Here is a 16,005-nt window from a genome sequence, read left to right on the forward strand (position 1 = left end):
GCGGCGTCGTCACCGTCACCTCATAGAAAGAGGCATCCTCGTGAAGGCTCTCCGCTACGGCCGCTCGGCCGCCCTCCTCTCCGTGGCCGCCCTCGCCCTGACCGCCTGCGGCGGCGGCGACGACGCGGCCCCCTCCTCGTCCGCCCCGGCCGGCGGCTCCTCCTCGGCCGCCGCGGGCTCCGCCTCCGGCTCCGCTGCGGGCACCGAGATCCCCACCGCCTCCGGCACGCTGATGGGCTCCGGCGCGTCCTCCCAGGAGGCCGCCATGACCGCGTGGACCGAGGGCGTCAAGGAGACCTCCCCCGAGCTGCAGGTGCAGTACTCCCCGGACGGCTCCGGCGCCGGCCGCAAGGCCTTCCTCTCGGGCGCCGCGTCCTTCGCCGGCTCCGACGCCGCCCTCAAGGACGAGGAGAAGGAGCAGGCCAAGCAGATCTGCGGCGACCAGGGCGCCTTCCACGTCCCCGCCTACGTCTCCCCGATCGCTGTGGCCTACAACCTCCAGGGCGTGGACTCCCTCAACCTCGACGCCGACACGATCGCCAAGATCTTCTCGAAGGAGATCACCACCTGGAACGATCCGGCGATCGCGAAGCTGAACGAGGGCGTGGAGCTGCCCGCGAAGAACATCACCGTGGTGCACCGCTCGGACGAGTCCGGCACCACCGAGAACTTCACCGCCTACCTCGACGAGGCCGCCAAGGGCTCGTGGACCTACGGCAAGGTCAAGGAGTGGCCGTCCGACATCACCGCGGAGTCCGCCCAGGGCACCAAGGGCGTCGTGGCGCAGGCCGCCGCCACCGACGGCGCCATCACCTACGCGGACGAGTCCGGCGTCGGCGAGCTCACCACCGCGAAGGTCGGCAAGGACGGCAAGTTCGCCGAGATCTCCCCCGAGGCCGCCGCCAAGATCGTGGCCGAGGGCACGAAGGAGGACGACGGCTCGATCACCCTCGACCGCGCGAACGCCGGCGAGGGCGTGTACCCGATCGTCCTGGTCTCGTACCACATCTTCTGCAACCAGTACCAGGATCAGGAGACCGTCGACCAGGTCAAGGCCTTCGCCTCCTACGTGGTCTCCGAGGACGGTCAGAAGACCGCCCAGGAGGTGGCCAAGTCCGCTCCGCTCGACTCCGCCCTGGCCGACGAGGCCCAGAAGCGCATCGACGCCGTCACCGTCCGCTGACCCGCGTCCGCTGACGGCCGGGCGGCCGTTCAGCACCCCAGCCGTCGGCCCCCACGGGGCCGGCGGCTGGCGGGCTGAGGGCGGCCGGCACCCCCCGGGGCGCCTCGGCCCCCGGACCCCGACCCACCGACCACGAGGGAAGTCATCGTGACCTCACCTGCAACAGAGACCGCACCCCGCGCGTCCTCGTCCCTGAAGGCATCCCGGGGCGGGGCGGGCGCGGACAGGGCCTTCGCCGGCCTGTCCCTGGCCGCCGGCATCCTCATCCTCCTGATCCTCGCCTTCGTGGCGATCTTCCTGGTGAGCGAAGCCCTTCCGGCCCTGTTCCCCAAGGAGGGCACCGAGCTCGAGTCCGGCGACTCGTTCTGGTCCTACGTGTGGCCCCTCATGGCGGGCACCCTCATGGCGGCCGTCATCGCGCTGCTGCTGGCCACGCCGGTGGCCGTGGGCGTGGCCCTGTTCATCTCCCACTACGCCCCGCCGCGCATCGCGCAGCCGGTCGGCTACGTCATCGACCTGCTGGCCGCCATCCCGTCCGTCATCTACGGCATCTGGGGCTGGCTGACGCTCGCGCCGCTGATGGTGCCCATCTATGAGTGGCTGAACCAGTACTTCGGCTGGCTGCCCTTCTTCGGCGGCCCCGTCACCGGCACGGGCCGCGTCATCATGACCTCCGGCGTCGTGCTGGCCGTGATGGTCCTGCCGATCATCACCGCCCTGTGCCGTGAGATCTTCACGCAGACCCCGAAGCTGCACGAGGAGGCCGCCCTGGGCCTGGGCGCCACCCGCTGGGAGATGATCAAGATGACCGTGTTCCCGTTCGCGCGGGCCGGCATCATCTCCTCCATCATGCTCGGCCTCGGCCGTGCCCTCGGCGAGACCATGGCCGTGACCCTGGTCCTCTCGCCGGGCGTCTTCAGCCCCTCCGTCATCGAGGAGGGACGCAACGCGACCATCCCGTCCGAGATCGCGCTCAACTTCCCGGAGGCCTACGGCATCCGGCTGCACGAGCTGATCGCGGCCGGTCTCATGCTGTTCGTCATCACGCTGGTGGTCAACATGATCGCCCGCTGGATCGTGAACCGGCACAAGGAATTCTCGGGGGCCAACTGACATGAGCACCGCACTGGACACCACCCCCCGCCAGGGGGACGCCGCCGCCGTCACGACGCACCGGCAGAACACCCTCACCCAGGGGCAGAAGCCGGCCTGGACGTGGATCGCCGTCGCCCTGGGCGCCGCCGCCCTCGCCGTCGGCCTCGAATTCCTCGTCAAGGGCGAGGGCTTCGAGATCGCCCGTGCGATCGTCTTCTTCGCGATCGCGTTCATCCTGGGCATGTACGCGGTCACCCGCATCGTGGAGAACCGTCGCAAGGCCACGGACGGGCTCTGGCGCCACCTCGTGTGGGCCGCGTTCCTGGTCGCGCTCGTCCCGCTGGTCTCCGTCCTGTGGTCCGTGGTCGCCGACGGCGCGCCCACCCTCCTCGGGAACCCGCAGGTGCTGGCGAACGACATGGGCGGCGTCACCGGCGCCACCGACGCGGCCTGGGTCGACGCCGGGAAGCCCGCCGGCGGCCTGCCGGGCGGCTTCGCGCACGCCCTGGTCGGCACCCTGATGATCACCCTGATCGCCACCGTGATCGCGGTGCCGATCGGCATGCTGACCTCGATCTACCTGGTCGAGTACGGCCGGGACGGCTGGCTGTCCCGCTCGATCATCTTCTTCGTGGACGTCATGACCGGCATCCCCTCGATCGTGGCCGGCCTGTTCGCCTACGCGGCCATGACCGTGCTCCTGGAGCTGATCATGGGCGAGGGCCCCAAGGCCCTGCAGGCCGTGAAGATGGGCCTGACCGCCGCCGTCGCGCTCACCGTGCTGATGATCCCCGTGGTGGTGCGCTCCACCGAGGAGATGCTGCGCGTGGTGCCGAACGAGCTCCGCGAGGGCTCGTACGCCCTCGGCGTCCGCAAGTGGCGGACCATCTTCAAGGTGGTGCTGCCCACGGCCATCTCCGGCATCGCGTCCGGCGTGACCCTGGCGATCGCCCGCGTGACCGGCGAGACCGCGCCGATCCTCGTGACGGCCGGCTACGCCATGACCACGAACTGGAACCCGTTCGACAACTGGATGACCGCCCTGCCGGTGTTCATCTACCGCCAGATCGTCTCCCCGACCTCGCCGACCGCCGCAGACCCGTCCATGGCCCGTGCCTGGGCCGCCGCGCTGACGCTGATCATCATCGTGATGGCCCTCAACCTCCTGGCCCGCGTGATCGCCAAGGCGTTCGCCCCCAAGACCGGCCGGTGACCGCCGCGTCCGCCCCGGCCAGGCGCCGGGGCGGGCGTGGACCCGCTCCCCAGACTCCCCGCTCCCCAGCGGCCACCAGAAGGAAACGAAGCCCATGTCCAAGCGCATCCAGGCCAACGACGTCGACGTCTACTACGGCAAGTTCAAGGCCGTCGAGGGCGTGAACATCGAGATCGCCCCCCGCACCGTCACCGCGTTCATCGGCCCGTCCGGCTGCGGCAAGACCACCTTCCTGCGCGCCATCAACCGCATGCACGAGGTCCTCCCCGGCGCCCACGTGGACGGCGAGCTCTACCTCGACGGCGACAACATCTACGCCCCCGGCGTGGATCCGGTGACCGTCCGCTCCCAGATCGGCATGGTCTTCCAGCGGCCGAACCCGTTCCCCACCATGTCCATCCGGGACAACGTGCTGGCCGGCTACAAGCTCAACGGCACCCGCCTGAACAAGGCCCGCGCGGACGAGATCGTGGAGAAGTCCCTGCGCGGCGCCAACCTCTGGAACGAGGTCAAGGACCGTCTGGACAAGCCGGGCTCCGGCCTGTCCGGCGGCCAGCAGCAGCGCCTGTGCATCGCCCGCTCCGTGGCGGTGGAGCCGAACGTGATCCTCATGGACGAGCCCTGCTCGGCCCTCGACCCCATCTCCACCCTGGCCGTGGAGGACCTGATCAACGAGCTGAAGGAGGAGTACACGGTCATCATCGTCACGCACAACATGCAGCAGGCCGCGCGCGTGGCGGACAAGACCGCCTTCTTCAACATCCAGGGCATCGGCCAGCCCGGCAAGCTCATCGAGTACGACGAGACGAACACCATCTTCAACAACCCCTCGAACCAGCAGACCGAGGACTACGTCTCCGGCCGCTTCGGCTGAGCCGCTCCGCGCGCCCCGCATCACGACGGCGACCCCCGCCCGGCACGTCCGGGCGGGGGTCGCCGTCGTCGTGCCGGAGGGGGGCCGGTCAGCCGAGCAGGCGCAGGGTCACGAGGCCGAGCGCGAGGGCCAGGGCGCCGCACACGAGGGGCGTCAGCAACCACCAGGCGACCACACGGGCCAGGGTGGGCCAGCGCACCGACGCGTAGGTCTGCGTCTGGCCGGCGCCCACGATGCTCGCGGTGAGCGTGTGGGTCGAGGACAGCGGCAGGTGCAGCAGCAGGGAGCCGAGGAAGACCAGGCCCGCCGGGACGGCTGCGGCCACCGAGGCGCGCAGGGGGTCCAGGATCACCAGGCGCTCGGTGAGGGTCCAGCCGATCCGCCAGGCCCCGCCGAGCGTGCCCACCCCCACGGCCGCCGCGAACACCACGGCGCTGGCCGCGAACGGCCAGGTCAGGTCCGTGCCGGCGGGCAGCCCCGCGCCGAGGGCCCCGGCCGCCGTGAGCAGCCAGACCATCCCCAGCCGCTGCCCGGCCTGCACGCCGTGCCCGAGCGCGGTCATCCCCGAGGACAGGGCGAGGGCCAGGCGGGCCCGGTGCTGGACGTTCACTGTGGTGCCCGTGGTGCCCAGGCGGACCACCAGGGGCGTGAGCAGGCGCGTCAGGCCCCACGCCAGCACGGGGGACAGGGCCAGGCTGAGGACCACGTCCCGGTGCGCGTCGCGGCTGAAGGCCTCGTCCAGGGGGACGCCGAGGGCCACGTGCGCCGCGAGGTGGGCCGCGGCGATCGAGGCCAGGACGGCGTGGGTCATGGAGACCGGCATCCGCAGCCACCACAGCAGCAGGCCCCACGCGAGGGCCACCACCAGCGCCACCACGAGGGTGGCCAGCGCCCCGTCCGCGAGGGCCTGGAGGCCGCCCACGAGCGCCACGCCGGCCCCGAGCATGGCCATGCCCAGCAGCGTGCCCACGGTGTTCAGCACGGCGGCCATGACCAGGGCGATGCGCGGGGACAGCGCCCGGAACCGGACCGGCAGGGCGACGGCGTTGGGGGCGTCGCGGAAGCCCGTGAGCAGCCCCAGCAGGACGGTCAGCAGCAGGACGAGGGCCAGCACGGGGGTCATGCGGCGGCCCGTCGCTCAGGACTCACGGACCAGCACCACGCCGAGGTCCGTGGACACCCGGTGCAGGGCCGTGAGGGCCGCCTGCAGGGCCCAGGCCACCTCGCGCTGACGGTTGAAGTCCCGCTGCAGCAGGTCCATGCCCAGGGCGGAGAGCCACTCGACCATGACCCGGTCCATCCGGCGCAGGCCCCGTTCGAGCTGCATCCAGGTGTCCTCGAGCGCGTCGAGGTCCCGCAGCAGCCCCACGCCTGCGGCCATGAGCTCGGCCTGCCGGCCCATGGTCTCCAGCAGGTCCAGGGCGTGGCCGGGCAGCTCGGCCATGTCCGCGCGGTGCACCAGCAGTCCGGCCTCCACTACGCGGTGCACCGCGGTGTGGACGCCGTCGGCCAGCCGGTAGAGGTCCTGGCGCGGCAGGGGGGTGACGTAGGCGCTGCGCAGCGCGGTCAGCAGGGCCATGAGGGAGGCGGTGGCCGAGGCGTCGACGTCCTCGAGGCTCCGCTCCACGCGGTCCCGCTCCTCGCCGACCGCGGCGGTGCTCTGCGCCACCGCCTGGACGGCGCGGCCGAGGCCGTCGCACAGGTCGGCCAGGTGGCGGAGGGCGGGGGAGTCGCGGGTCACGAGCCAGGGCGGGCGGGCGGCCATGCTCGGCGGGTCACCTTCTCTGTGGACGGGCCGCCGTCGGCGGGCGGAGGACGGGGGAGTCCGGGACGACGCCGGACCGGGGACGCCTCTCGGCGGAAGGCCGCTCGTGGCGGCGATGTGTTGGAGCCCGGGGTCACCTGCGGCCCGGCGTCGTCGGCGGTCAGTCTAGCGAGCCGTCCCGCCACGATCGAGCCGAGGCCTCCAGGGCCTCCGCGGTGGCCACCATGCGCCCCGCGCGGCCGGTGAGGCGGGCGGCGTGGGCCGGGTCGGAGGCCTCCAGGGAGTCGGCGTGGTGCGTCTGGCCCAGGGCCACCACCCGGGCGTACGCCGCCGCCCGCTCGAGGGCCACGTCCAGCTCGGCCCGGTACGCGCCCGTGAGGATCGTGTCCGTGAGGCGGCGCAGCTCGTCCGGGCCGGGCGGCTCCACGGCGCCGGCCACGGCCCGCCACGCGTGCGCCGCGTGCCCGGCGCGGTACCAGGCGGCCCAGCGCTCGCCGTCGCGCGCGGTGGCCTCCTGCAGGGCGTAGAGCCGCCACAGCGAGCCCGCCAGGGACACCGGCGGTGCGTCCGCCCACAGCCCCGCGAGGGTCTCCACGCCCACCTCGCGCACCAGCCCCACGAGGCGCTCGACGACGTCGGGGTCCTCCTCCGCGCGCCCGCCCGCCACGAGGGCGTGGGCCAGCCGGGCCGCGGCGGCGGCGACCTCCTGGGGGTCCTCCCCGCCGGCCAGGTCGGCGATCTCGTCCGGGGCCGTGACGCGGGGGCGGTGGGGTCGGGCCAGGCCGGAGGCGGTGGAGCTCGCCCCGCGTCCGGCGGCGCGGTGGTGCGGCATGCGGGGCTCCTTCCGGGCGGACGTGGTCGTGGAGGCGGGGTGGCGTGGTGACGGGCGCGGACCACGCTAGCGGCCGCACCGCCTCGGCTACCATGGCAGGGCATCCGCGGGGCGGCGTCCCGAGGCGTCCGCACGGCGCCGGGCTCCCGCGGACCGAGGGCCTTTAGCTCAGCTGGCAGAGCATCGGACTTTTAATCCGCCGGTCGCGGGTTCGATCCCCGCAGGGCCCACCCGAGAATGGCCCCTGACCAGGCATGATGCCGGGTCGGGGGTCGTCGTCGTGCGTGGGGAGGGCGGGCGGCCCTGCCCTCCCCGGCCGCCTGGGCGCAGCACTGCCACGTAGACCGCGCCGTACGCGGCAGTACTGCGCCCGGGCCGGCGCGCGGCAGCCTGTCGCGAGGCAGCCGCACGGCCCGCCGCGCTCAGGCGCCGAAGACCCGCTCCAGATGGTCACTGCCGAACACGCGGCCGGGGTCGACGGCGTCCCGCACGGCCCGGAAGTCCGCGAACCGCGGGTACGCGCGCTCGACCCACGCCGCGTCCCGGGTGTGCTCCTTGCCCCAGTGCGGGCGCCCGCCGAGGCCGGCGAAGACCTCCTCGCACGCCCGGAAGTAGGCGGTGGGGTCCTCCCCGTGCCAGCGGTGCACCGCGATGTACACGGACTCGCGCCCGTGCGCGGTGGAGAGCCAGACGTCGTCCGCGGCGGCGGCGCGCACCTCCACGGGGAAGGAGGGCAGGTCCCCGCGCCGGGCGAGGTCGCGGGTCACGGCCTGCAGGCCCGCGAAGGCCTCCTCGAACGCCTCCAGCGGCAGGGCGTACTCCATCTCGCGGAAGCGCACCGAGCGGTCCGCCACGAACACGCGGTGGGAGACGTCCCGGTACGTGCGCTGGTCCACGCCCCACGCGGAGACGCGGTTCAGCGCCGGCACGATCCGCGGCGCCCGCGCCCCGGCCCGGCACATCAGCCCGTACAGCCCGTTGGCCAGCAGCCCGTCCATGACCGTGCTGCGGAACGCGCCGACGGGGTCCACGCCCGCGCCCAGCGGCAGCCGGGTGTTCTCCTTGGTCAGGGCGACGTCCGTGCCGGGGAACCAGTAGAACTCGAGGTGGTCGGCGGCCCGGCAGCGCTCGACGAAGGCGGGCACGACGTCGGCCAGCGGCTCCGCCTGCTCGCGCGCCTGCAGCAGGAAGGCGGGCACGCACTGCAGCTCGGCCTCCACGATCACCCCGAGCGCGCCGAGGCTGACCCGGGCGGCCTCGAACACCTCCGGCTCGTGGTCCGCGTCCACCCAGCGCAGGGCCCCCTCCGCCGTCGCCAGGCGCAGCCCCGTGACCATCCCGGCGTACCCGGTAAAGCCCAGTCCGGTGCCGTGGGTGGAGGTGGACAGCGCGCCGCCCACGGACTGCCGGTCGATGTCCCCCATGTTGGCCAGGGCGAGCCCGTGCGGGCCCAGCAGCGGGCCCAGCTGGTGCAGCGGGGTGCCGGCGAGCACGCGCACCCGCCCGGTGGCGTGGTCCACGCGCGTCAGCCCGGACATCCGCTCGAGGTCCAGCTGGACGCCGTCGGTGACGGCCACGGGGGAGAAGGAGTGCCCGGCTCCGATCGCCCGGACGCGCAGCCCCTCGGCGGCCGCCCCGGCCACCGCGGCGGCCACCTCGTCCGCCGAGCCGGGCCGCACCTCGCGGGCCGGGGTCCACCGGTGCGCGCCGGACCAGGTCCGGCGGGTCGGGCGGACGGTGCGGGCGGGCCCGCCGGTCGTCGTCGTCGGGCTCATCCGAACACCCTCCCCTCGCCGCGGTACGTGGGCCAGAGGTCCACGATCGCGTCCTGCTCGGCCGCGTACACGGCCACGGCCGCCAGGTGCTCGGCCGGCTCGCCGGCCTTGGCGTGGCGGAAGAACACCGGGTCGCCCAGGGAGAGGCGGTCGGCCGCCGTCCCGCGCAGCGGGGTCTGGACCTCGCCCGCAGCCTCCTGGCCGGAGTAGCGCAGCCCCTCGGGCCAGGCCACCACGGGCAGCCGGTCCGCCCCGGGCATGCCCGAGGCCACCCAGCCGCCGCCGGCCACCGTCACCACGCCGGGGCGCGGTCGGCGCACCACGGGGCGGGTGAAGAAGGAGGCCGGGCGCAGGTCCAGGCCGCGGAAGCCGTCGAAGCTCGCCGGGCCCATCAGCCCCGAGCCGGCCCCGATCTCCGTCACGGAGGGGTCCTGGGCGGTCAGGTCCGCCGAGCCGGTGCCGCCGCCGTTGACGAACTCCAGGTCCGCGCCGGCCTCGTGGGCCACGGCCCGCACGGCGGCCACGATCGCCGGGCGGCGGGCGGCCAGCTCCCGCATGGAGGTGCGCTTGATGCCCCGCACCACGGCCGAGCGCGGGCCGGAGCCCTCGGGGACGCCCGCCACCTGGCCCTCGTAGGCCAGCACGCCCGCCAGGCGCAGCCCGGGGGTCCCGGTGATGCGGCGGGCCATCGCGGCGGCCTGCTCCGGGGTGCGCACCGGCGAGCGCAGCGCGCCCACGCGCAGCAGCCGGTGCGGCTCCCACGCCGCGTCCACGTCCAGGCACACCCGCAGCGGGGGGCGGCCGGCGTCGTCGTCCAGGGGCACGCCCGCGCGGCGGGCCACGGCCTCGATCACGGCCAGGTGGTCGGGGGAGTCCACGGCCACCGTGACGGCGGCGCGCGCGGCGGGGTCCACGACCCAGCGCGCCAGGGCCTCCTCGTCCACGGAGGGGTAGGCCACCAGCACGTCCTCCTGCCCCAGCTCCACCCACCACAGCGCCTCGGGGAGGGCGTACGCCAGCACGCCTCGGTACCCCGGCCGGGTGAGGGCCTCCTCCACGGCGCGGCGCACGCGCAGGGACTTCGACGCCACGCGCACCGGCAGCCCGCCGGCGCGGGCGTGGAGGGCGGCGGCGTTGGCCCGGAACGCGTCCAGGTCCAGCAGGCCGAGGGGGGCGGAGCGGTCCGCAGGGGGGAGCCGGCGCAGGGCGGCCGCGTAGCGGGCGTACGGGGGTGCCGCCGGGGACGGGGCGGTCATCACACCTAGGATGGAACCATGCCCACCGGATCCGCGCCAGAGAGCGCCGTGCTCAGCTCCGGCGGCCACGCCGTGTGGTCGCGTCCCGCCGCCGAGCGCGCCGGGACGGACCTGGTCCTCGTCCTGCACGGCTACGGCTCCAACGAGGTCCGCGCCGCCCGCACCTTCTTCCCCATGCTCCCCGAGCGGTGCACGGGCCTGGCCCTGCGCGGCGGGTTCGAGATCGACGCCGACGCCGCCGAGGGCCCCGGCGATCCGGGCGCCCACGGCTGGTTCCTGCTGGACCTGCTCCTGCAGTCCGACTTCGCGCAGGTGCTGGCCGCCGCCCACCGCGTGTACGACGCCCTGTCCTCCGAGGAGGTGGAGCAGGCCGGGTTCCGCACCGTCTCCGTGCTCGGCTTCTCCCAGGGCATGGCCATGGCGACGACGGCGCTGCGCCTGCGCCCGGAGGCGTTCACGTGCGCGGTGGGGCTCAGCGGGTTCGCGGTGGACAACGAGCTGCTCGCGGTCCTGGACTCCCCGGCCGAGGGGCCCGGCCCGCGCCCGTTCTTCTGGGGACGGGACGTGCAGGACCTGGTCATCCACCAGGACGCGGTGGCGCACACCCAGGCGTGGGCCGAGGAGCACACGCGGCTCACCGCCCGGACGTACCCGGGCATGCTGCACGCCACGAGTCCCGAGGAGGCCCGGGACGTGCGGATCTTCCTGGAGCACGTCCTCGCCTCGGCCTGATCCCCCCGGTCCTCCGGAGCCTGACCGCGGGGGTCGGGGACGACTACCGTGTCCCCCATGGCAAAGAACTCGATGATCGGCCGGTTCGCGTCCGGCAAGGCGAAGGACATGGCACTGAAGTCCGCCTTCGATGAGAACGGCAACCCCACCGAGGGCTTCGAGAAGGTCGTCTTCACGACCCTGGACATCCAGCGTCCGCTGGTGCTGAAGAACATCCAGCGCCTGCACGAGAAGCATCCGGGGGACACCCCGCAGCAGCTGGCCGAGCGTCTCGAGGACCAGTACGTCACCGCCATGACCGGGGCCGGCGCGGCCGTCGGCGGCACGGCGATCGTCCCGGGCATCGGCACCGTGGCCGCCCTGGGCCTCTCCGGCGCCGCCACCGTCGCGTTCCTCGAGGCCACCGCGCTCTACGCGCAGTCCCTCGCGGAGCTGCACGGCGTCACCACTCAGGACCCGGAGCGCTCCAAGGCCCTCGTGATGGCCGTGATGCTCGGCGACGACGCCAAGGAGCTGCTGCGCGAGGTCTCCCGGAAGTCCGGCGTGAAGAACACCGGCACCACCGAGTCCGCCGCCGGCCTGGCCGCCATGATGGGCACCTCCTCCGGCGCCGGCATGGGCGCCATGGTGGTGGACCAGCTCAAGCGCCGCTTCATGAAGAAGCTGCTCGTCCGTCAGGGCGCCGGCATGCTGGGCCGTGCCGTGCCGTTCGGCATCGGCGCCGTGATCGGTGGGGTCGGCAACCGCGCCATGGCCAAGGCCGTGGTGCAGAACGCCCGCGACCTCTTCGGCCCGCTGCCCGCCGCCATCCCGGGCGAGATCGTCCAGGCCGCCGCGGCGGGCGAGGACGTGGCCGACGGCGCCGACAAGGACGGCAACCTCCTCTCCGGCCTGATCAAGGCCCTGCCGGTCGGCAAGAAGGACGAGAAGAAGGCCTGATCCGGCCCGGGCCCGCAGGGCCCCGCCACCACCACGACGGCGACGCACCCACCCCAGGGGGCGTCGCCGTCGTCGTGCCGGGGGTGGGGCGGCTCAGAAGACCAGCGTGGCGAGCGCGTGGATGGCCAGGCCGGCCAGGGCGCCGACCACCGAGCCGTTGATCCGGATGAACTGCAGGTCCCGGCCCACGAGCAGCTCGAGGGTGCGGGCGGTCTGCTCGCCGTCCCAGCGGGCCACGGTCTCCTCGATGACACCGGTGAGCGCCGGGCCGTACGAGCTCAGCGCATAGGCGGCCACGCGGCGGGCGCGGGCGTCCACGGTGGTGCGCAGCGCGGGGTCCTCCTGCAGACGGGCGCCGAGGTCCACGAGGGCGTCCACGAGGGCGCGGTGCAGGTCCGAGGCGGGGTCCTCGAGGGCGTCCAGCAGCGAGTCGCGCAGCGCCGCCCACGCGCGCCCGGCCCACGCGCGGAGGTTCTCGTCGGCGAAGAGGCTGGCCTTGAACCGCTCCACCGCGGCGCGGGTCTCCGGGTCCTGGCGCATGTTCACCGAGAGGCGGGCGAGCCAGTCGTCGACCGACCGGCGCGCCTCGTGCTCCGGGTCCCGGCGGATGCCCGCGAGGTACTTGAGGGTCTCGGCGTGCAGGCGCTCAGCCAGCAGGCGGTCCACGAGGTCGGGGCTCCACTCGGGGGAACGGCGGCGGACCGTCTCCACGAACATCTCCGGGTGCGAGGCCACCCAGTCCCCGGTGTGGTTGACCACCAGGTCCACGACCTTCTCGTGGTGGCGGCCCTCCAGCACGCTGTCCAGCACGCCCGCGAGCGTGGGGGACCAGTCCGGCTCCACCATGTGGGTCTGCATCAGCTGCTGGAGCAGGTCCTGCACGGCGGCCTCGTCGGCCGCGGAGACGGCCGCACGCGCCGCCGTCGCGATCTCCCCCGCCACGCGGGCCGCGTGCGGGCGCTGCCGCAGCCAGCCGCCGGCGGCGTGCGCCACCTCGAGGCCCTCGACCTTCTCCCGCGCCACGTCCGAGTCCAGGAAGTTCTCCTGGACGAACTCCGTGAGCGCGGAGCCCAGCTGGTCCTTCTTCCTGGGGATCAGCGCGGTGTGGGGCACGGGCACGCCCGCGGGATGACGGAACAGCGCCGTGACCGCGAACCAGTCCGCCAGCGCGCCCACCATGCCGCCCTCCGCGGCCGCGCGCACATAGCCCCAGAACGGGTGCACGTCCTGCAGCGGGAACGCGACGGCGAACACCACGGCCAGCGCCACCAGCAGCCCGGTGGCCACCGCCTTCATGCGCCGCAGCGCCGCGGCGCGCTCGATCGAGGACGCGCTCAGCGGGAAGGACGCGTCCACGCCGGTGACGGGGGTCGATGCCATGGGACGAGCGTAGTCGTCGCCCGGGGTTCACCCGCCCGTGGCGCGGGCGTGGGGGACGGGTCAGACGCGGCGCCTAGCGTCGGCCGCGTGCTGCCCCTCGTGATCGCCCACCGCGGCGCGTCCGCCGCCTTCCCCGAACACACCCGCGCCGCCCTGCGCCACGCGATCGCCGTCGGGGCCGACGGCGTCGAGTGCGACGTCCAGCTGACCCGCGACCGCCAGGTCGTCCTGTGGCACGACGCCACCCTCGAGCGCACCTCGGACGGCCGCGGGGCGCTCGCGGACCGGACCCTGGCCGAGCTGCGGGGCCTGGACGTGGTCTCGTGGCACGCCGGCATGGCGGAGGGCCGCAGCGGGCGGACGCGCCTGCCCGCCGCCTACGGCGCGCCGCACGAGCAGCTGCTCACCCTGCGGGAGGCGCTCGAGCTGGTCGGCTCGGCGGGCCGGCCGCTCCGGCTGGCGGTGGAGCTCAAGCACCCCTCGCCGTTCGGCCGGGAGCTGGAGGAGAAGGTGCTGCGGGAGCTCGTGGCGGCCGGCTGGGAGCCCGAGACCGGCCTGATGGGACAGGTCACGGTGTCCCTCATGAGCTTCGACCCCGGCGCCCTGGCCTACGTGGCGCCGCTGACCGGCCCCGAGGCACTGTGCCCCCTGATCGACCTCCTCCCGGGCCGGGTGCCCTCCCGGCTGGCCCGCGGGCCGGTCTCCCGCGCCGCCGTGCGGGCGGCCGTGGGGCGGTCCCTCGCCGACGCCGAGGCCCTCGTGTGGCAGGGTCGCGCCGGCCTGGCCGGGCCCTCCGTGGCCTACGTGCGACGGCACCTCGCGGACGTGAAGGCCTGGCTCGCCGCCGGCCGGCGCGTGCGGGTGTGGACCGTGAACGAGCGCGAGGACACCGCGTTCCTGCTCGCCCAGGGCGTGCAGGAGCTCACCACGGACCGGCCCGCGGACGTGGCGCGCTGGGTGACGGAGGCCGCGACGGCGTCGCCCGCCGTGGCGCCCACGGCCGCGCCCTGAGGCCGGGGGCGGGGGTCGGCAGGCCCCGCGTGACGCCGGTGTGACGCAGGACCCGTGCTGGTGTGGTTATAGTCACCCGCATCACATCACGTGGTCCGTGTCACCGCCGACGCGGAGCACGCCTCGCACCCTCGAGACCGGAGGACCGTCATGGCCACCCCGTTCCGTCGCCGCGTCCTGTCCGCGGCCGCCCTCACCGCCGCCGGCGCCCTGCTCGTCACCGGCTGCGCCGAAAGCCAGCGCGGCGACGCCGGGGGCTCCGCCTCCGACGGCGACGCCGCCTCCGTGGACGGCAACTTCATCTTCGCGGCGTCCTCGGACCCGAAGACCCTGGACCCCGCGTTCGCCTCGGACGGCGAGTCCTTCCGCGTCTCCCGCCAGATCTTCGAGGGCCTCGTGGGCACGAAGCCGGGCACGGCGGACCCCGCCCCGCTGCTCGCCGAGTCCTGGGAGTCCTCCGAGGACGGCCTGACCCACACCTTCCAGCTGAAGAAGGACGTGAAGTTCCACGACGGCACGCCGTTCAACGGCGAGGCCGTGTGCGCGAACTTCGACCGCTGGTACAACTTCGAGGGCATCCAGCAGGCCGAGACCGTCTCCTACTACTACGGCAAGCTCTTCCGCGGCTTCGCCGACACCCCGGAGACCGCCGTCTACGAGTCCTGCGAGGCCACCGGGGAGAACGAGGCGAAGGTGACCCTCGCCGAGCCGTTCGCCGGGTTCATCGCCTCCCTGTCCCTGCCCGCCTTCGCGATGCAGTCCCCCGAGGCGCTCGAGAAGTACAAGGCCGACGAGATCGGCGGCACCGCCGAGTCCCCGGAGATGTCCGAGTACGCCCGCGCTCATCCCACCGGCACCGGCCCCTACAAGTTCTCCTCCTGGAACGTGGGCGAGGACGTCAAGCTCACCGCCAATGAGGACTACTGGGGCGAGGGCGGCGAGGTCACCGACATCACCTTCCGGGTGATCGACGACCCCGTGGCCCGCCGCCAGGCCCTCGAGGCCGGCGACGTGGACGGCTACGACCTCGTGGCCCCCGCCGACACCAAGGCCCTGGCCGACGCCGGGTTCACCGTGGTCCAGCGCGACCCGTTCACCATCCTCTACCTGGGCCTGAATCAGCAGCAGGAGGAGCTGAAGGACGTGAAGGTCCGCCAGGCGATCGCCCACGCGATCGACAAGGAGGCCCTGATCAACCAGACGCTGCCCGAGGGCACCAAGGCCGCCACCCAGTTCATCCCGGACTCCGTGAACGGCTACGCCGAGGACGTCACCCAGTACGAGTACGACCCGGAGAAGGCCAAGCAGCTGCTCGCCGAGGCCGGCTACCCCAACGGGTTCACCGTGGACTTCAACTACCCCACGGGCGTCTCCCGTCCGTACATGCCCACCCCGGAGCAGGCGTTCTCCAACCTCTCCAACCAGCTGGCGCAGGTGGGCATCAAGGTCAACGCCAAGCCCGCCAAGTGGAGCCCGGACTACCTCAACCAGATCCAGGGCACCGCGGACCACGGCATCCACCTGCTCGGCTGGACCGGCGACTACAACGACACGGACAACTTCGTGGGCGTGTTCTTCGGCCAGCAGAAGCCGGAGTTCGGCTTCGACAACCCGGAGCTGTTCTCCGCCCTGGAGGAGGCCCGCGGGATCCCGACCCTGGAGGAGCAGACGCCGAAGTACCAGGAGATCAACAAGGAGATCTCCGACTTCGTGCCGGCGATCCCGCTCGCCCACCCGGCGCCGTCGCTGGCGTTCGACAAGCGTGTGGCCTCCTACCCGGCCAGCCCGGTCAACGACGAGGTCTTCACCGACATCGACCTGACGGAGTGAGCCGTCCGCGGCGGGGCCCGACCGGTCCCGCCGCGGTCCTCCCGTCCCCGCGCGACGACGGCGCCGGAGCCCCCGGCGTCGTCGTCGCCATGACCGCCCCCCACCGAGCGGCCGGGCCCC

14 protein-coding genes and 1 tRNA gene are annotated in these 16,005 nt (G+C 73.9%); 9 read left to right on the forward strand and 6 right to left on the reverse strand.

Annotated features, from left to right (window positions below):
* The first annotated feature begins 40 nt into the window (after nucleotides 1-40).
* The 4 genes from pstS (at nucleotide 41) to pstB (ending at nucleotide 4,365) form a co-directional block, all read left to right on the forward strand.
* Nucleotides 41-1,183 (forward strand): phosphate ABC transporter substrate-binding protein PstS, encoded by a 1,143-nt coding sequence (pstS, locus tag Q4D18_RS03360; protein WP_303125798.1) that lies wholly within the window; start codon nucleotides 41-43, stop codon nucleotides 1,181-1,183.
* Between the two features lie 147 nt (nucleotides 1,184-1,330).
* Entirely contained in the window at nucleotides 1,331-2,296 is a 966-nt protein-coding gene (gene pstC / locus Q4D18_RS03365) for a phosphate ABC transporter permease subunit PstC (protein ID WP_303125799.1), read from the forward strand.
* A gap of 1 nt (nucleotide 2,297) precedes the next feature.
* On the forward strand, nucleotides 2,298-3,491 hold the full coding sequence (gene pstA / locus Q4D18_RS03370) for a phosphate ABC transporter permease PstA (protein ID WP_303125802.1): 1,194 nt from the start codon (nucleotides 2,298-2,300) through the stop codon (nucleotides 3,489-3,491).
* A gap of 94 nt (nucleotides 3,492-3,585) precedes the next feature.
* The gene (pstB, locus tag Q4D18_RS03375) at nucleotides 3,586-4,365 is read left to right on the forward strand and encodes a phosphate ABC transporter ATP-binding protein PstB (RefSeq protein ID WP_303125804.1); all 780 of its coding nucleotides are present in this window, start codon (nucleotides 3,586-3,588) and stop codon (nucleotides 4,363-4,365) included.
* Between the two features lie 88 nt (nucleotides 4,366-4,453).
* Here the strand turns inward: pstB and Q4D18_RS03380 are convergent, their stop codons facing one another.
* The 3 genes from Q4D18_RS03380 to Q4D18_RS03390 all read right to left on the reverse strand — a co-directional run bounded on the left by Q4D18_RS03380 (nucleotide 4,454) and on the right by Q4D18_RS03390 (nucleotide 6,962).
* Nucleotides 4,454-5,488, reverse strand: a complete 1,035-nt coding sequence (locus tag Q4D18_RS03380) for an inorganic phosphate transporter (protein WP_303125806.1) — start codon at nucleotides 5,486-5,488, stop codon at nucleotides 4,454-4,456.
* A gap of 15 nt (nucleotides 5,489-5,503) precedes the next feature.
* A complete protein-coding gene (locus Q4D18_RS03385; RefSeq protein ID WP_303125808.1) occupies nucleotides 5,504-6,130 on the reverse strand; it encodes a hypothetical protein in 627 nt (208 codons plus the stop codon).
* A 160-nt stretch (nucleotides 6,131-6,290) separates the two neighbouring features.
* Nucleotides 6,291-6,962 carry a hypothetical protein gene (locus Q4D18_RS03390; RefSeq protein ID WP_303125810.1) on the reverse strand — a complete coding sequence of 224 codons (672 nt, stop codon included), beginning with the start codon at nucleotides 6,960-6,962 and terminating at the stop codon, nucleotides 6,291-6,293.
* Between the two features lie 157 nt (nucleotides 6,963-7,119).
* Here Q4D18_RS03390 and Q4D18_RS03395 point away from each other — a divergent pair.
* Nucleotides 7,120-7,192, forward strand: a tRNA-Lys gene (locus Q4D18_RS03395).
* A gap of 192 nt (nucleotides 7,193-7,384) precedes the next feature.
* On the opposite strand, the gene Q4D18_RS03400 is transcribed toward Q4D18_RS03395, so the two are convergent.
* Together Q4D18_RS03400 and Q4D18_RS03405 are read right to left on the reverse strand one after the other, a co-directional pair.
* Entirely contained in the window at nucleotides 7,385-8,737 is a 1,353-nt protein-coding gene (locus Q4D18_RS03400; RefSeq protein ID WP_303125812.1) for a D-arabinono-1,4-lactone oxidase, read from the reverse strand.
* The gene (locus Q4D18_RS03405) at nucleotides 8,734-9,993 is read right to left on the reverse strand and encodes an alanine racemase (RefSeq protein ID WP_303125815.1); all 1,260 of its coding nucleotides are present in this window, start codon (nucleotides 9,991-9,993) and stop codon (nucleotides 8,734-8,736) included. The genes Q4D18_RS03400 and Q4D18_RS03405 overlap by 4 nt, the downstream gene beginning before the upstream one ends.
* 18 nt (nucleotides 9,994-10,011) lie before the next feature.
* On the opposite strand from Q4D18_RS03405, the gene Q4D18_RS03410 reads away from it, so the two are divergent.
* A complete protein-coding gene (locus tag Q4D18_RS03410) occupies nucleotides 10,012-10,725 on the forward strand; it encodes an alpha/beta hydrolase (protein WP_303125818.1) in 714 nt (237 codons plus the stop codon).
* 57 nt (nucleotides 10,726-10,782) lie between these two features.
* On the forward strand, nucleotides 10,783-11,664 hold the full coding sequence (locus Q4D18_RS03415) for a hypothetical protein (protein WP_303125820.1): 882 nt from the start codon (nucleotides 10,783-10,785) through the stop codon (nucleotides 11,662-11,664).
* Between the two features lie 93 nt (nucleotides 11,665-11,757).
* Here the strand turns inward: Q4D18_RS03415 and Q4D18_RS03420 are convergent, their stop codons facing one another.
* Nucleotides 11,758-13,044: a DUF445 domain-containing protein gene (locus tag Q4D18_RS03420; RefSeq protein WP_303125821.1), complete on the reverse strand. Its 1,287-nt coding sequence runs from the start codon at nucleotides 13,042-13,044 to the stop codon at nucleotides 11,758-11,760.
* A gap of 87 nt (nucleotides 13,045-13,131) precedes the next feature.
* Here Q4D18_RS03420 and Q4D18_RS03425 point away from each other — a divergent pair, with 87 nt between their 5' ends.
* Together Q4D18_RS03425 and Q4D18_RS03430 are read left to right on the forward strand one after the other, a co-directional pair.
* The gene (locus Q4D18_RS03425) at nucleotides 13,132-14,055 is read left to right on the forward strand and encodes a glycerophosphodiester phosphodiesterase family protein (RefSeq protein WP_368389626.1); all 924 of its coding nucleotides are present in this window, start codon (nucleotides 13,132-13,134) and stop codon (nucleotides 14,053-14,055) included.
* Nucleotides 14,056-14,205: 150 nt separating this feature from the next.
* Nucleotides 14,206-15,885 carry an ABC transporter substrate-binding protein gene (locus tag Q4D18_RS03430; protein ID WP_303125822.1) on the forward strand — a complete coding sequence of 560 codons (1,680 nt, stop codon included), beginning with the start codon at nucleotides 14,206-14,208 and terminating at the stop codon, nucleotides 15,883-15,885.
* Nucleotides 15,886-16,005 lie beyond the last annotated feature (120 nt).

The organism is Micrococcus sp., from assembly GCF_030523875.1.
Classification (GTDB): Bacteria; Actinomycetota; Actinomycetes; order Actinomycetales; family Micrococcaceae; genus Micrococcus.

What these genes read in the sequence shown, in the direction of transcription:
- Q4D18_RS03390 (WP_303125810.1), bottom strand. Translation starts at nt 6,962, where the DNA reads ATGCCGCACCACCGCGCCGCCGGACGCGGGGCGAGCTCCACCGCCTCC.
- Q4D18_RS03415 (WP_303125820.1), top strand. Translation starts at nt 10,783, where the DNA reads ATGGCAAAGAACTCGATGATCGGCCGGTTCGCGTCCGGCAAGGCGAAG.
- Q4D18_RS03420 (WP_303125821.1), bottom strand. Translation starts at nt 13,044, where the DNA reads ATGGCATCGACCCCCGTCACCGGCGTGGACGCGTCCTTCCCGCTGAGC.
- pstB (WP_303125804.1), top strand. Translation starts at nt 3,586, where the DNA reads ATGTCCAAGCGCATCCAGGCCAACGACGTCGACGTCTACTACGGCAAG.
- Q4D18_RS03400 (WP_303125812.1), bottom strand. Translation starts at nt 8,737, where the DNA reads ATGAGCCCGACGACGACGACCGGCGGGCCCGCCCGCACCGTCCGCCCG.
- Q4D18_RS03380 (WP_303125806.1), bottom strand. Translation starts at nt 5,488, where the DNA reads ATGACCCCCGTGCTGGCCCTCGTCCTGCTGCTGACCGTCCTGCTGGGG.
- Q4D18_RS03405 (WP_303125815.1), bottom strand. Translation starts at nt 9,993, where the DNA reads ATGACCGCCCCGTCCCCGGCGGCACCCCCGTACGCCCGCTACGCGGCC.
- Q4D18_RS03410 (WP_303125818.1), top strand. Translation starts at nt 10,012, where the DNA reads ATGCCCACCGGATCCGCGCCAGAGAGCGCCGTGCTCAGCTCCGGCGGC.
- pstA (WP_303125802.1), top strand. Translation starts at nt 2,298, where the DNA reads ATGAGCACCGCACTGGACACCACCCCCCGCCAGGGGGACGCCGCCGCC.
- Q4D18_RS03430 (WP_303125822.1), top strand. Translation starts at nt 14,206, where the DNA reads ATGGCCACCCCGTTCCGTCGCCGCGTCCTGTCCGCGGCCGCCCTCACC.
- Q4D18_RS03385 (WP_303125808.1), bottom strand. Translation starts at nt 6,130, where the DNA reads ATGGCCGCCCGCCCGCCCTGGCTCGTGACCCGCGACTCCCCCGCCCTC.